This is a genomic window from Streptomyces canus (genome assembly GCF_001514145.1).
In the GTDB taxonomy this organism is placed as follows: domain Bacteria; phylum Actinomycetota; class Actinomycetes; order Streptomycetales; family Streptomycetaceae; genus Streptomyces; species Streptomyces canus.
In genome coordinates, this window is record NZ_KQ948689.1 from 13671 (window position 1) to 28917 (window position 15247).

7 protein-coding genes and 1 pseudogene are annotated in these 15247 nt (G+C 67.1%); 4 read left to right on the forward strand and 4 right to left on the reverse strand.

The window, feature by feature from the left end; translation table 11 throughout:
- Positions 1 to 128 precede the first annotated feature (128 nt).
- Entirely contained in the window at positions 129 to 1616 is a 1488-nt protein-coding gene (locus AQJ46_RS49485; protein WP_059211930.1) for an NUDIX domain-containing protein, read from the forward strand.
- A 294-nt stretch (positions 1617 to 1910) separates the two neighbouring features.
- Positions 1911 to 2621 (forward strand): class I SAM-dependent methyltransferase, encoded by a 711-nt coding sequence (locus AQJ46_RS49490; RefSeq protein WP_059211931.1) that lies wholly within the window; start codon positions 1911 to 1913, stop codon positions 2619 to 2621.
- Between the two features lie 162 nt (positions 2622 to 2783).
- Here AQJ46_RS49490 and AQJ46_RS49495 read toward each other — a convergent pair whose 3' ends face one another.
- Together AQJ46_RS49495 and AQJ46_RS49500 are read right to left on the reverse strand one after the other, a co-directional pair.
- Positions 2784 to 4667 carry an ATP-dependent helicase gene (locus AQJ46_RS49495; RefSeq protein ID WP_059211932.1) on the reverse strand — a complete coding sequence of 628 codons (1884 nt, stop codon included), beginning with the start codon at positions 4665 to 4667 and terminating at the stop codon, positions 2784 to 2786.
- Complete coding sequence (locus AQJ46_RS49500) at positions 4651 to 6648, reverse strand: ATP-dependent nuclease (protein WP_059211933.1); 1998 nt, start codon at positions 6646 to 6648, stop codon at positions 4651 to 4653. The genes AQJ46_RS49495 and AQJ46_RS49500 overlap by 17 nt, the downstream gene beginning before the upstream one ends.
- Before the next feature lie 445 nt (positions 6649 to 7093).
- On the opposite strand from AQJ46_RS49500, the gene AQJ46_RS49505 reads away from it, so the two are divergent.
- Positions 7094 to 8029 carry a hypothetical protein gene (locus AQJ46_RS49505; protein ID WP_159064242.1) on the forward strand — a complete coding sequence of 312 codons (936 nt, stop codon included), beginning with the start codon at positions 7094 to 7096 and terminating at the stop codon, positions 8027 to 8029.
- A 1065-nt stretch (positions 8030 to 9094) separates the two neighbouring features.
- Here the strand turns inward: AQJ46_RS49505 and AQJ46_RS49510 are convergent.
- Positions 9095 to 13042, reverse strand: coding sequence for an nSTAND1 domain-containing NTPase (locus AQJ46_RS49510; RefSeq protein ID WP_059211935.1), 3948 nt, complete (start codon positions 13040 to 13042; stop codon positions 9095 to 9097).
- Complete coding sequence (locus AQJ46_RS49515; protein WP_059211936.1) at positions 13039 to 13455, reverse strand: hypothetical protein; 417 nt, start codon at positions 13453 to 13455, stop codon at positions 13039 to 13041. The genes AQJ46_RS49510 and AQJ46_RS49515 overlap by 4 nt, the downstream gene beginning before the upstream one ends.
- Before the next feature lie 623 nt (positions 13456 to 14078).
- On the opposite strand from AQJ46_RS49515, the pseudogene tap reads away from it, so the two are divergent.
- Positions 14079 to 15194 (forward strand): annotated as a pseudogene (tap, locus tag AQJ46_RS49525) (telomere-associated protein Tap); the annotation flags it as partial.
- Positions 15195 to 15247: the final 53 nt, after the last annotated feature.

Below are 15247 nucleotides of genomic sequence, written 5' to 3' on the forward strand. Positions count from 1 at the left end.
CAGGCAGGACGTAGCCCATCCCCCGTCAACACCCCTCACCACTCTGGCCACTTCACGCGCACCAACCCAAAGCACACACCCCCGCCACCCTAACCGCCGCCCCTCTCCGCGCCCTCTGAGGTACACCCATGCCGCTGCCGCACGACGACATCCGCACCACCGTCGAGACCTACTTCGCCCGCCACCCTCACGAGCGCCCACAGCTCGGCGGCCTCCTGAAGGCCCTCGACCGGCCAACCAACATCGCCAGCCGCTCCCCCCTCACCGGACACGTCACTTGCGGCGCGATCGTCGTCGACCCCCTCGGCCGCGTCCTGCACGTGCTGCACCGTGCGAGCGGGAAGGTCGCTCCCGGAGGACACGCCGAGCCCGAAGACGAGTCCCTGGCACAGGCGGCTCTGCGGGAGCTGCACGAGGAGACCGGGTTCCCACCCCAGGCCGTGGCGCCGTGGCCCGGCTACGAGACCGTGCCGTTCGACATCGGCATCCACGACATCGACGCCCACCCGGGCAACGGCGAACCCAGCCACCAGCACTTCGAGCTCCGCTTCCTCTTCCGCCTGCTGACCGCGGCAGAAGTGCCGGCGGTGCTGCAGGATGAAGAGGTGGTCGGCGTCGAGTGGCATCTTGTGGACAGGGTGGCCTCCCCCTCACTGCGCGAGAAGCTGATCAAACTCCCACTCGCCGCCGAACCGGAGACCGCCAACGCCTCCGCCCTCATCTACAACGACCGCGGCGAGTACCTGCTCCACCTGCGCGACTACTTCCCCGGCCAGATCTGGGAGCCAGGCATGTGGTCACTGCTGGGCGGCGGCAGAGAGCCCCAGGACGCCACCCTGGAACACACCGTGCGGCGTGAGCTGGACGAGGAAGCCGGCCTCCACCTCACTGACCTGACCCCGTTCGGCGCCGAGGAAGCAAAGAACGACGCCGGCGCGACCGTGCCCATCGCCATCTACGCCGGCCGCTGGAACGGCGACCCTCGTGATCTCCACCTGACGGAAGGGGTGATGCTGGCATGGTTCGCCCCCGACGACCTCCACCGCCTGCGCATCGCACCCACCACCAGCGACCTCGTACGGCGTCACGCCGCCAGCCGCCCGGTCGGCGCATCCCGCACGGCTCCCCAGGGCGGGGCCGCATCGGAAGAGGAGCGCCATCCGGCCTCCCCACACGGCACGGTCCCCCACATCATCGGCGTCCACCTCTACCTGGAGCGGCCCGATGGAACGGTGCTGCTCGGGCTGCGCCACCCCGACTCCGCGTTCGCGCCCTCCACCTGGCACGCCCTGGCCGGCCACTGCGCGCAGGAGAGCGCCATCACCTGCCTGATCAGAGAGGCACAAGAGGAGGCCGGCCTGCAGATCCAGGCCCAGGACGTCGAACTCGTCCACGTCGTCCACCACATCGACCAGGCCGGGGACCGGCCCCGCATGGGCCTGTTCTTCCACGCCAGGACCTGGACCGGCGAGCCAGACCTGCGCGAGCCGGACAAGTGCACTCAATGGAAGTTCTGGGACCCGACCGCGCTCCCCAACAACCTCGTCCCCTACACCCGGGTTGCCCTCGAGGGCGTCCGCGTCGGCCGCCCCTACTCCGAAACGGGCTGGGCATGAGCACGCCCCACCGTCCACCCGCACCTCCACCCGGGGACGTGCAACAGCTCGCCGAGCAGGCGGTCGGGCGCATCGCCACCTGAACGGCCGCTTCCTGGGCCCGCGAGAGCAGCCGGGTATGGCGGGCCCGCGGAGCAGAGGGCGAGAGCTGGTACGTCAAGATCCACCAGAACACGCGGTTCCACCACCGCAAGGTGGGAGCAATCGTCAAGACCTGTGGATGGCTGCTCACCGGGTCTAGTGATCAAAAAATTTGTGTCGCCTGTGGGTGGCGAGTGACCGAAGCGTCCGCCTATGGATTGGAGCGCCTGGCACGACCAGTACGACGCGGCCGACTCGTGGATGGCACGGCGACTGCGGACAGTTCAAGCACATGTCCGCGCTGCCTTGTCTGATGCCCCGGCTGGTGGGTTGAAGGTGATCAACCTCTGCGCTGGGGAAGGCCGCGACCTCCTGGACGTTCTGGCCGAGCATCCCCGCCGCGGCGATGTGCGAGCGAGGCTTGTCGAGCTGGACCCGCGCAACACCGCCGTCGCTCTGGAAAGGGCTGGCCGGGCAGGCTTGCACCAGGTCGAGGTCGTAACAGACGACGCCTCCCTCATCGACCATTACGAGGACATGACCCCTGCAGATCTCGTCCTGATCTGTGGCGTTTTCGGCAACATCACCGACGCCGATATCGAGCACACGATCGCGGCCTGCAATCAGCTGTGCAAGACCGGCGGCACCGTCATCTGGACCCGGCATCGCGCCGAGCCTGACCGGGTACCGCTGATCTGTGAATGGTTCGAAGGGCAAGGCTTCGAACCGCTGTGGCTGTCAGCACCGGACACAGGCTTTGGGGTCGGTGTGCACCGGTTCGTCGGCGCACCTCAGCCCTTGCGGCGCAGCATTCGTCTGTTCGAGTTCGTGGGCTACGACGTGCTCCGTCAGGCCGTGGCAGCGGAATCCCTCGGCCCTAACGACCCCACGCCGCACGACCAACGGGCAGCTCCCGGTATCTGATCCGGATAGCGGAGCCTCTCCTCCGTGCCCTACCGCCCATCCTGCTCGCACATAGGTGGAGAGCATGCGGTGCTGGGTGCCGGCCCGACGGACGCCGCCGGGGTTGGCCGAGCGCAAGAAGCTCTCCGCGAAGTAGTTCCCCGCCACACGCCCCCTTCCCCCTCAGGTCTGTTGCTCCGACGAGCCCGTTGACGGCAGGCGTTGGTACATCTCGATCAGGAAGTCGGACGGTCCGTCCGAACGCCAGTATCCGCTCCTGGTGTGGTAGCCCGGGCCGTAGATCAGGTGCAGGGTGCTCTCGGCGCGGGTCAGGGCAACATAGAACGTGCGCTGTTGCTCGGCGAGTTCCTTTGCGGTGGCCGGACGCCACCTGCCCCGTTCTGGAACGTTGCGCGGAATGATGCCGTTGAGCAGCCCGGGCAGGATCACGGTGTCGAACTCCCGGCCCTTGGCTGAGTGGTAGGTGGTCAGGAGGACCTTCCCGATGACCTCTTCGCCCTGAGCCAGGTCCTCCAGGGCGAGGCTCTTGGCCTGGCACAGGTCAGCCAGTTTGTCGAGGCTGGTGTTGTTGTCCTTGTCCGGGTGCAGTTGAGCGATCGCGTCGAGCGTGAGGGCATCGCGCAATTGCTGGAGCCATTCGTGGGCGGGAGCGTCCAGGGGGTAGGGCGGCTGGGGGTCGAGGCAGATCTGCAGGGAGCGCAACAGGGCCAGGCGGGAGGCGGACGGGGGTAGTTGGGCTTCTGTGCGCAGGGCGGTAAGAGCGTGCTCCAGCTGCGCGAGCGGGGGCGCTTCGGCCCGGCGGAGCATGTCGGGTCGTTCGTCTGCGGTGGCGGTGTGGATCTGGTAGTTGGTCACCGCGCGGCTGGCGCAGCGTTGGATGAACCGGGAGAGGGTTCCGGTGGGGAGTTTGTCGTCGCGTTCGTAGAGAAAGTTGATTTCGCGTCGGGTCAGTTCGTCGAGCAGGGCGTCGAGGAGGGGGCCGCGTTGCGGGTAGAGGATGGCGATGCGTTCTGGTCGGACCTGCTGTTGCTCTGCCTGTTGGGTGAGGTCGCAGGCGAGGCGTGCGTGGTCGTCGAGGCCTGCTTCGACGGGGTGGAGGTTGACGTTTCCGGGAGGGGCCCCTTCGCGTGCACGGCGCTCGCGGGATGTGCCGAGAGCTGCTTCGGCGGCGACGATGATTTGTTGTCCGCTGCGGTAGTTGACGTCGAGAGGCAGGTCGCGGAAGTCGCCGCGCTCGGCCAGGGCGGTCAGGTACTTGGCGTCGGCTCCGCTGAACCCGTATACGGACTGGTCGGTGTCCCCGACGGCGAAGACCGTGATGCCAGCCAGGTCATGCAGTGCCACGACCAGTTCGTGGAGCACTCCCCCGAGGTCTTGATATTCGTCGACGATGAGGTGGGGAAAGCGTGCGTGCAGGAGGTCGCGCACAGGTTCGTGCTCGCGCACGATGCGCAGGGCCCGGGTCACCATGGACTCGAAGTCGGTCTGTCCCCGGGTGGTGAGTTCTTCTTCGTAGAGGCGGGCTGCCGCTACCTCACGAGGATCGAAGGCGTCGAGCAGTTCGCCACAGGCCAGAGCGCGGCGGATCCTGGTGCTCTCGCCGGTGCGGAACTGGGCGAGGGTCTCGGCGATGCCAATGCGGTCGAAGCAGTGCTGCAGGAGTATCTGGGCGTCTTTGTCGCCCAGTACCTGTCCTGCTTGGGGTGCGGGTTCCTTGGTGAGCGGGGCGAAAGCGCGCAGGATCTCGTTGAGGCAGAAGGCGTGGACGGTGGAGCAGGTGATCCGCCCGTCGGCCCGGACGCCGCGTTTGAGGACGCGGCGGCGGATCTCGTCGGCTGCAGCGTTGGTGTAAGTGATGCAGGCGACGCCGCGGAAGGCGGAGATCTGGGTTTCGAGCAGGTAGGCGGCGCGGGCGACGAGAGTGCGGGTCTTGCCGCTGCCCGGGCCGGCGCGCAGGACGACGCTGCCGGGGTGCACCACGGCGGCGCGCTGTGTGGGGTGGAGTTCCTTGAGTTCGCTCAGCAGTGCGTCACTGACCTGCAGCATCGGTGTCCCGCGACTCGGTGTTGTTGGTGTCCTGTGGGTCGATAAAGAGCGAGGTGCCGCGGACCTTGTAGGAGATGTCGTCCAGGGCGAGGAAGAGGTAGGAAGCGGTGCCCAGGCTGTGCAGGGTCGGGGTGTCCAGGAGTGTGTCCGGGGTGGTGATCTGGGCGGCCGTGCGGATGCGGGCTTGCAGGTCAACGGCGCGGATGTGCGCGGCAAGCCGCTGCGCGAAGCGGCCTTTGCCCACGTCGGAGATGCGGTCCAGCATGTCCTTGCGGACGTCGGCATCCACGGTCGGGTTCTGCTCGTTGGCGACGCCACGGCGCACGTCGTCGCTCGCGTTGGTGTTGCTGCTGAGTTCCGTGAATGCCTGCACGATCTCGTCGCCGAAGAGGGCGCACAGATCGGTTTCCAGGGTCTGGGCGCCGACGTACACGCCGATGCTCTGCAGGGCGTCGGCGAGGGGACCGCGGCTGGCGGTGTAGGCGGCCGTACCGTGCTCGGGCAGTTGCAGAACCTGAGTGAGGAGCGCTGCGGTCTGGGTGGGGTCGGGGTGGAGGCCCGCGCCCCTGATGAGGCCGGCCTCGCGCCGGCCTCGCTTGTCAGGGGCGGCGTCGCCGTCCGTGATGATCACGTGGGGGGTGTTCAGGCCGTGGGATCCCAGCAGGGCCCGGTAGGGCTTGAAGTCGGTTCCGTGGACGCTGGCGACGACCGTGCCATAGGCGTCGAGGTCGAATCCCGCAGCGGCGGCCAGGGCCGGCAGGACGTACAGCTCGGCCAGTCCTTCGACCAGGATGACGGCGGAGGCGAACAGAACCTCGGCGCGGCTGATGTCGATGTAGCGCTCGAGGTCCGCGGCTTCTTCGCTGGTGACGGGGAGGGCGGCGGTGCTGGCCCCGACGGTGCCGGTCTCCGTGGCGCGCAGGACGATGAAGGAGCGGATGGGGGCGACCGCGGCGATGTGGGGGCTGTGTGTGGTGAGGATGAGGGCCGGTCCGCTGCGCAGCAGATAGCCGAACAGGTGGCGCTGGAGGCTGACGTGGAGGTGTGCTTCGGGTTCCTCGACGGCGATCAGGGTGGCGACGAACTGATCGTCCCGGCGCTGTTGACTGAGGGCTTCCAGCAGCAGGCCGAGGTAGATGACATTGGCGCTGCCGAGGCTGGTGTCGGAAATGCCTCTGCGGCGGGCGGCGTCCAGGAAGAGGCGGACGGCGCGGATGAGTTCGTCGGGCTGGGAGGAGGCGAAGCCGAGGGTGGGCTCAACGGCCAGGCGCGGGCCGAGCATGGCCTGCAGCCGGTCGGTCAGGTGCTGCTCGAGCCTGGCGACGTTGGCGTCCTTGGTCAGCTGGTCGACCGCAGTGGCGATCGCGGAAGCGGTGGCCTGAAGGTTGGCTGGGTCCAGAGGAAGCCGCTCGAGCAGGTCCCGCAGCGGGCTGCGGCGCCAGTTGTGCAGGTCGGCTTCGGCGTCCCGGAGCGCCGGCAGGACGCGCAGGGCCACTTCGCGTCGGATCCTGCGCACGTCGTTGGTCTCGCTCGCCCCGGCGAAGACGACGAAGTCGTAGTCCTGGGCGGTCAGCGGCCGTCCGGTGACCTGGACCGCGGGACCGGCAGCGGTGGCGATCTCGGTACGCGGGGCGAACCGGTAGGTCAGTCGCGCGGTGTAGGGGGCGTAGTCGACGGTGGCCGCCGAGAGGATGCCCTTGGCGTCGTCGTCGGTGTCGTACCCCTGCAGCTCCACCACGATGGTCACCTCGGCCCTGACGCTCAGACCGCCCGGGTGGTCTTCCCAGATGTCCTCCTCGCGCAGCAGACGGCGTGCGTCGGGCAGTGAGGGGTCCAGGACCAGGCGGATCGCCTCCAGCAGGTTCGACTTGCCGACCCCGTTCTCACCGACGATCACCGCGTGGGCAGGGAAGTCATCGATGACCAGGTGCCGGAAGTTGCGGAAGTTCCGAATCTCGATCCGCGAGATGTGCAGGCCCATACGTCCCCTTACCGGCCCTCTGTGATGATCCGTACACCGGTCAGCATTTCAGAACGCCCCGTGTACCGGCCGGTGTTTGCGTGGGTCGGACTGGACCCGCCCGCGTGGCGAATGCATGTCGGCCAGCGACTGATACGACCGAATCCACTCAGATGGCAGAGTCCTCAACGCCTACGAGATCTCACCGACATTAGTCTGTGCCACCCAATCCCCTCCCCGAACTGGCATCCGCCGGAATGCACAGTCACCTGGCTGCTTCGGCCCCAGCATCAGCCAGCCTGGAGGCGCAACACCATCGCTCACTGCCGTCCCCGCCGTCCATGTGCCATGCGCTGGCTGCCAAAGCCAACACCGTTGGACACGTGCAGTCCGCGCCGCCGACCGTAACCCTGCCCAGATCAGAATCCGGCTGCCCGAGTGGTGAAGGCACCGGTACCTTCCCTTCATGGACGACTCCCTCTCCTTCGAAAGCTTCCTTGAAGGAGCCAAGAAGGCCGCTCACAGAGCCATGGATGATCACGGTCGCGGCGAGTACGACGAGTTCGCTCTCCACGGCGGTGTCGCTGTGGAGCGGCTCGGCAAGGCTGCCCTGGTCGCGAAGAACCCGGTGTACCTCCTGGAGATGCGCAACGGGAACCCGGACATGCTCTTGTACCTCGGCGGCCACCTGGAGATGAGCATGGACAAAGTCCGTACGGTCGGCGCCAAGGACACCATCAAAAGAGTACGTACGTTGGGACTGCTCCCCCCTGACTCCCAGCTTGATTTGCTGATCGAACTGCGGAACGGCACCGCGCATACGGCTGTCGGCGATCAGGCAAGGGTGCTGCTTCCAGCGCTGGCAGAGAATGTCACGGCTTTGCTCAAGGACATCGGCCTGTCTGTGGAGGACTTCTGGGGTCGATGGACGAGCGCCGTCAACGTGGCGGTCGACAAGCAGCGGAGCGAGACCGAACGAGACGTCGAGATCCGGATCAGGCAGGCCAGGCATCGCTTCGATGACCGGTTCGCAGGGTTGCCCGAGGGGACCAAGGAGAAAGTCCTGGAGGAACCCCGGCCCGCTATCGGGGGCTTGGTGATGGGGCCGATTTCGATCACAGTCGGTGAAGACCTGCTGGCCATGATCGCGTCCATGCCCTGTCCGGCTTGCGGAGGGAAGGCACAGGTCAAGCTTGCTCCGATCAACCCATCCTCGACCGGAGCCGACTTGATCCCGGAGAGTCTTCGGTGCCATCTGTGCACACTGGAGCTGAACAGCCCAGAGGAGATGAGAGCCTCCGGGACGGTCATCCAGGTGACCGGTCTCCCTTCCTCAGTCGCCATCTCCTGGGGACGGACTTTGCCGACTCGGCTCGAGTTCGGCGAGACCCACGCAGGCTGATCACCCCTTCCTAGATCCCGGCCCACAGCAGAGAGCACCGCATGAGCGCACGCCGCTGCTCGCCCGGGAGGTGCGAGAGAGCACTCTGCACGTCCTCACCCCCGTCTCCAGGCCGTGATCCTCGCGAGAGATGCAGACGGGTACCGCATGAGAACATCGCCCACCCATTTGGCCGGGCAGGCTCCCGGCGCGCTCCCTGGCGCTGCCGCAGACAGGTCCGATTTTGGTGGCCGACCGACTTGGCGAGCAACTCGCTGAGGGACCTGCGACGTTGGATTCCGAATGCAGGCTGCCCTCTTACGGGCCGCCCTGGGACAGGCCATGGAAGACATCCCAGACGACCAGGAATGGGTGAGGGGGACGGTTCAAAGCCGGACCGCGCAACAGTACGCACGTGCTGCGGAGCCTGCTCGATCTGCCGGACGTACTGGCGGACCTGATAGCTCAAGCATCAGATCGGCGATCTCCCGGTCGGGGACGACCACATGGCAGTATGGGATGGCGAGACTGACAGCGTCGATGGCGTGCACCGTGTTGAGGTTCCAGTTCCTGGCCGCGTTGCGGAACAGCTCCACCTCACGTCGATGGCGATACGCACTGACGGGATGCGGTCGGCGAAGGCGATCATGCGGCGTCGGGACGCTTTGGGACAAGCGGGATCGACTCCGGTTGCCTGCAGCAGATCCAGCCGGTACTCAGCGCACAGGTCGCTGAGTAGATCGTAGTGTTCGTAAACGATTTCACGTGCCTGGACGCGCACACGCAACTCGGGGCGGCTGATCACGTCGTCATCGGCCAACAGGCCGGCGAAGAACGTTTCCGAGCCTCTGGCCGTCGACGACGGTGAGCTGGCCGCGTGGAAGGTGCGGCTTCGGGCTGCCCCGAGCAGGCGGTGACGTACGAACCCGCACTCTGAGTACGCCATCCCCCGGCCCCGCCATGTGCGGTCGGGGCTTTGGCTTCGTCCTGTGCCGCATGCGAGGCACCCTTGGCGCCGGTTGGCTGATGCAGGAACTCAGCAGCCGTGCCCTCCTGCAGATCAGTCTGACCTCGCCTGGGCGGGCATCATGGACAGTTGGTGCGGTAGGGCAGGCCCGGAAGGTGTCGCTCCCATTCAGCCCGGGTGAGCGTGTTGCCCGTGGTCTGGCAGAGTTGGCGGACTGCATCGTCGGCTGCCAAAGGCCACAGGCGTGTGGTTCCCTCGCCACCGGAGCTGATCAGTACATGTCCGCTGGAGCTGAGGGCCAGCGATGTGATCGTGCGGGGATGCCCGGTCAGGGCCTGCCCGAGGGGCTTTGGGCGGGTGAAGGAGGAGAGGTCCCACAGGCGGATCTTCTGGTCGTCTCCTGCGCTGGCGAGCAGACGTCCGTCGCGTGCGACGGCGATGGAGTGAACGCCACCCTCATGACCGGTCAGCGGCTTCCCGATGCGCGTAGGACGGCTCGGTTTGCTCACGTCCCACAAGTGCATGCTGCCGTCGAAATCAGACGTCACCACGGTGCGACCATGGGGCAGAAATCGGAGGTTTGTGAGGCCGGCTCCGGCCGCGTGCACCGTTTTGAGGTCATGAGGGCGGTCGGGCTTCGTGACATCCCACAGGCGCAAGGAAGAGGGGTCGACGGCGGCGAGTAGGTGGCCGTCGGGGCTGAAGGACAGGGCGTGCACCGGGTCTTCGTGGCCCTCGTCCCAGCTGTCGATCGGACCGATGAGGGGCCTGCCGATCGGGGTGGGATGGTTAGGGCGGGAGATGTCGAAGAGGGTCATGCGCTCGCTCTCCGCGACGGCAAGCGTCTTGCCATCGGGGCTGAGGGCCAGGGAGCGCAGGTCCGACAACTTGCTGTAGGTGGTGATCGTCCCGAGTGGTTTGGGTCGGCGGAGGTCCGCAGTGTTCCACAGACGCACGCCGTCCCGCGATGTGCCGCTTCCCCCGGCAGCCAGCAGGTGTCCGTCGCGGCTGAAGGTGACGAGGCTGAAGTCGATGCCCGACGTGCTGCCGCTGCCGTCCGTGGAGTCTCGGGGGTCCGAGAGAGACGCACCGATCTGTCGTGCTTTTGCCGGGGCGGAGATGTCCCACAGTCGCACTCGGCCGTCCCATGATGCGCTTGCCACTACGTCTCGTTGAGGGTGGCTAGCCAGCGAGGAGACTTGTCCGGCGTGCCCCGGGAGCAGCCCGCTGGGCAAGCGCCACAGCAACAGGTCGCCGTTGTTACTGCCGCTGGCCAGGTACCGGCCGTCCGGACTGAACGCGACTGCGTACACCGTGTGGTGTTGGTTGTGCCCGAGCAGCGGCAGGGTGTGCGGACCGGGGTCGTTGATGTCCGCGACGTTCCACAACTGCACGACGGCGTCGGCGCCCACGCTGGCCAGTACGGTGCCATCTTTGTTGAAAGCGATTCCCTTTACAGAATCTGCATGCCCGGTCAGATACTTGGGGCGCGCTTTCGGACGGGCAGAGTTGCTGACGTCCCACAACCGGACATCCTGGTCCGCGGTGACCAGTGTCTTGCTGTCGGGGCTGAACGCCAGCGACACGACTCCATTCTTGTGCTCGTCGTATGGCTTGTCGTACGGCTGTACAAGCGGTTTACCGACAGCATGCGGAGGTTGCCGGTCGGCTACCTTCCACAGCCTGATGTTCTCCAACGAGGTCCTGGTGGCCAACGTGTTGCCATCAGGGCTGAAGACCACGTCACCAACAGGCTTTGCGTCGGGAGGAGGACTCGACAACGTCCGGGGGTTCTTCAGCTGCGTGATGTCCCACACCCACAGTCCGTCGGCGCTGCCAGCGGCGAGAGTGCGGCCCGAAGGGCTGAAAGCCACGGAGTCTGCGTCCGGATCCTGCACGCTGCCGTGCAGATACGCGCGCAGAGGGCTGCCGACCAGGGTGGGGTGATGGGGGTCGGCCACATCCCAGAGGCGGACCAGGCCATCGTCGCTTGCGGCGGCGATTATCCGGCCGTCCGCGCTGAAGCGGACCTGCCGAACCTCCACGGACTCAATACGCAGGGGCTTCAGCTGCCGGGCATGTGGAGAGGCGGCGAGATCCCACAACCGAACCGTTCCATCCGAGCAGGTACAGGCGAGCAGGTTTCCCCGAGGCGAGAAGGCCACCGCGTTGACGCTGTCCGACGGACCATGCAGTTTGATGGCCTGCGGGCTGCTCGCGTCTGTGATCAATCGGCTGGTGAGATCGGCGTTGTCGTCACCCACGCGGCGGCGGTATGCCACAAGATCGAACTGCGCGGCCAGAGATGGCTGTGTAGGCCGCACCCGGTCGCCTTCAACCATGACTCGCTGGAATATGGCCCTGTCCCGCTCGATCCGGGCCTGGGAGCGTTGGTGGAATGCGACGACGGCAGCCGTGGAGGCGATCAACGCCAAGGCGGACAGCAGGGCGATCATCGCTCGCCGCACATGTGTGGCGCGCTGTTTTTGCCGTATCGCCGCGCTGAGGAAGGCGGATGCCCCGGGGCTGACCTGCTCGTGGTCGGCAGTTGCCCACCAGTTCCGCGCCTGATCCAGCTTCGCCCCCCGGTACAGCCGTCCGGCATCGCACTGCTCGCGCTTCCAGGCGGCGGCGTCCTCTTCGAGGTCCTGTCGGATGAGCAGACCGGCACGGTCGGTCTCGATCCATGCGCGGAGGCGGGGCCACGCACGCAGCAACACCTCATGCGTGATCTCCACGCCGTCCTGCCCTCGGGTGAGCAGGCGGCCCTGCGTGAACGCGTCGATGACAGCAGCAGCATGGTCGATGCCGTCGGTCAGCTCCGTGTGAGCGACACGGCGGCGGGTGTCCTCCACGCCGTCACCGATTTTGATCAGGCGGAGAAACACCAGACGTACGGCGGCCTGCGCTTCCGCGTCCAGTACGGCGAAAAGCCCTTCGGCCGTGTTGGCCAAGGCGCGAGGGATGCCACCAGTTGAGCGGTAGCCGTCCACCGTGAGTATGTGGCCATGCCGGGCCTGCCAGGTCATCCGTAGGGCATGCGCCAGCAGCGGCAGCCGTCCCGCCTCGTATGCCCCGGCTCCCTCCGGAGGGTAGGCGTCGGCACGCACGGTGGTGCCGGCGGCCATGGGCTGGTCGAGGTCCTGGAGCAGGACCTCGACCAGCCCCGGTTCGATCTCAAGGCCGGCGGCCGAGGCCGGGAAGAGGATCGCCTCCCGCACACCTTCCCGCGACAACGGTCCGACGAGGACCTGTCCCTCCTGCAAGACCGACCTCAGCTGTGGGAAGTCGGCACAAGGCGTATAGAAGTCCGACCGCAGCCCGTAGACGATCAGCGCAACCGGGGCCTCGCCGTCCGAGCCGCAAGCGGCCAGCGCGGACAGCACATCGAGAAAGGAGTGCTGTTCCGGGGCGCTCTTGCACAGCGTGAACAACTCCTCGAACTGGTCGACTACGACGACCAGCCGCCGTCCAGCCGCTCCTTCGGTACCGGCGCTGTCTTCGCGTGACCGCATCGCCTCACGCACCATCGCCGTACACGCCGCCGCCCCGTCCCGCACGGCCTCACGCAGGCGCTGCGCACTGATGCCAAGTGCGGTCGCCAACTGCGCCGTCAACGTGTCCAATGGTGTGCTCGTAGGCGTGAAGGACAAGCAGGGCCAGTCGGCCGAGCCGGCCAGTCTCCCCTGGGCTATGCCCGACAGCAGCCCCGCATGCAGCAGAGAGGACTTTCCCGCCCCCGACGGCGCGACCACGGCCAACGGCCCGCCCCTGTGCAGTCGTTCATCGAGGCGGAACAGCAACTGTGCGGTGAGTTCCGCCCGCCCGAAGAACCAGCGGGACTGCCCGGTGTCGAACGGCGCAAGCCCCGGATACGGGCACCGTGCATAAGGGCTGCCTGCCTGCGACTGCCGACGCCGGTGAACCCCGTCCTCGTAGTGGAGGTGCAGGTCCCGCTCTGCGATGTTCTGGTCCCGCCCGGCCTGAAATACACGCGCCTGGTCCGAAGCTGCGGCCCACAGTCGGGCCTGTGGCTCGTCCTCGGCGGAGTCGCCCGTGTGCGTCATCGCTCGTTGATGCTCTGGTCACGCCCGGCTTGATAGACCCGGCCGTGACCGGAGGCGGTCGCTTTCATTACCTGCGAGCTCACCGCCTGTTGCTCCTGCGCCGACAGGACGGGAGCAAGGTGGTCGTCCAGGAGCACCCGGAGCTGCTCGGCAAGGCCCGGATTGGCGCGCAGCAGCACCTGCAACCGCATCTGCCAGTCGGTCACCAGATCCTGCTCGCGGTTCTCGTCGTTCTCCCGGCGCGCCGCAACCACATGGGCGCGCGCGTCGGTGAGTTCCCTGTGAACGGACTCGGCCTGGTCCGGTCGAACCAAACGCCACCACTCGACCACGTGAGTACGGGCCTGCTGCCACGCATCTGTGGCCATCGCCCCGACCAGAGCCGTACCAGCTGCCATCACGATCGGATCCATGGCACCCCCCCCAAGCCGTGTCCGACTCCATCACCGTACGAGGGAACAGCCTGATACGCAGCCCCTGGACTCGGTTTGTTCACCGCGAGAGCTGAGTGGATCGGTTGAGCCAACACTCGACTGAACTCGACCGTGGGGAAGTGCAGTCCCGGACATCGACCCACGTGCCAACGCGGCTCACACCAGACTGCCCAGCATCGTCCAAGAGGGGCGCTGCGGGCGCGTGAAAGCGGCTTTGGGGGTTGAGCCGTTCACTATGTTCAGCTTCGCGCAGGCGATCTGTCGGACGTCGTGTACGTCAGTCAGAGGCCGGGCCGTCCTCGGCATGCTCGGCCCCGGGGACCGGGACGACGACATCGCGCTGCTGGCAGCGCGTCTCGACGGCCTCACTGCGGCGGACCAATCGATACGATGAGACCCCACACCGGCCGAAGCCTAACGTCTCTGACCAGCACAAACGCGGCCCCCGTTATAGGAGTCTGCACGAGAATGACATGGCCTCTCGTAACTCATGTCAGTGCCAGATCAGCACCATCCGTCAGCGCCAATCACGAGGTCAGGAAGCCTGTTCTACTGACACTCAGATGACGATGTTCAACTGACACTTCCCTGCAGCCCTGCAGCTGCGGCCACCCACCCGCGCCACGCAGGACCCCGCCACCGGCAACTGGGTGCCCGGCCACAACCCCGGCTCGCTGGGGACGGAGCCGATGGACCCCGCGCCGCCGGAGGCCACCCCTGAGCACCCCGTCGTCGTGGACTCCGGCTGGAGCGGCGGCTTTCTCAACGAGGAGGCGTACCAGTGGGTGCGCGACGTCAGCCTGCTGAGCGATGAGGAGTGCGTGCTGCCCTTCGCGGTCGGCCTGGACCTGAACACCGCCTTCCTCGCCGCCGCGGCCCGCCTGGTCGTCGGCCTCTCCGCCCCGGACCACTTCCACGCCCCGACGTTCAACCCGAAGATCCCCGGCTCCTGGCTGGTGGATCTGTCCCACGTCGAGGTGGACCCGCGCCTGCCGTCGCCGTTCACGCCGACCGGTGAGCGGCCGACGGGGCCGGCCTGGTACCAGACGCACACCGTCGCCTACGCCCAGGAGCTCGGCTACAACGTCGCCCCGATCGAGGGATATCTACGCCGGGAGACCGGCGCGTACCTGGACCCGTGGCACGACCGGTTGAAGGCCGCCTACGTCGACACCCTCGCCGACCTCGGCGTCACCAAGGAGCTCACGGACGTGGAGTTCCTGGCGGCGATGGAGCGGCACAAGGACGCCGACCCGGCGATGGCGGCCGTCCTGGCCGCTATCAAGGCCACCGTGAAGGGCGGCATCGGCAAGCTCCGCGAACGCCCCCAGGGCAGGAAGTACAAGGAGGGCGAGCGGTGGCCGGCCCTCCAGCGGCCGACCTGGCGCCCCGACATCCGCGCCGCCGTCATCTCCAAGGCCCGCATCAACATGCACCGCAAACTGCGCAACATGGCCACCATGACGGGCCTGTACCCGCTCGCCGTACTCTCCGACTGCGTCGTCTACCCCAGCCCGGGCGACAGCCCGCTCGACTTCCTCCCCTACGCCGCCTCCGGCAAGCCCCAGCCCGGCGCCTTCCGCCTCGGACCCACACCCGGCCTCGCCAAACTCGAAGGCGTCCAGACGATGCTCTGGGCCGTCGATCTCATGGAACAGGGCCACAACCCCGCCCGCCACATCAAAGGCGGCGACGCCGTCCACGACGAAGGAGAGTAGGCCAGTGCCCGACACCGGCCGCCTGCCGCACAAGACCTGGCTCCCGCCGGCCG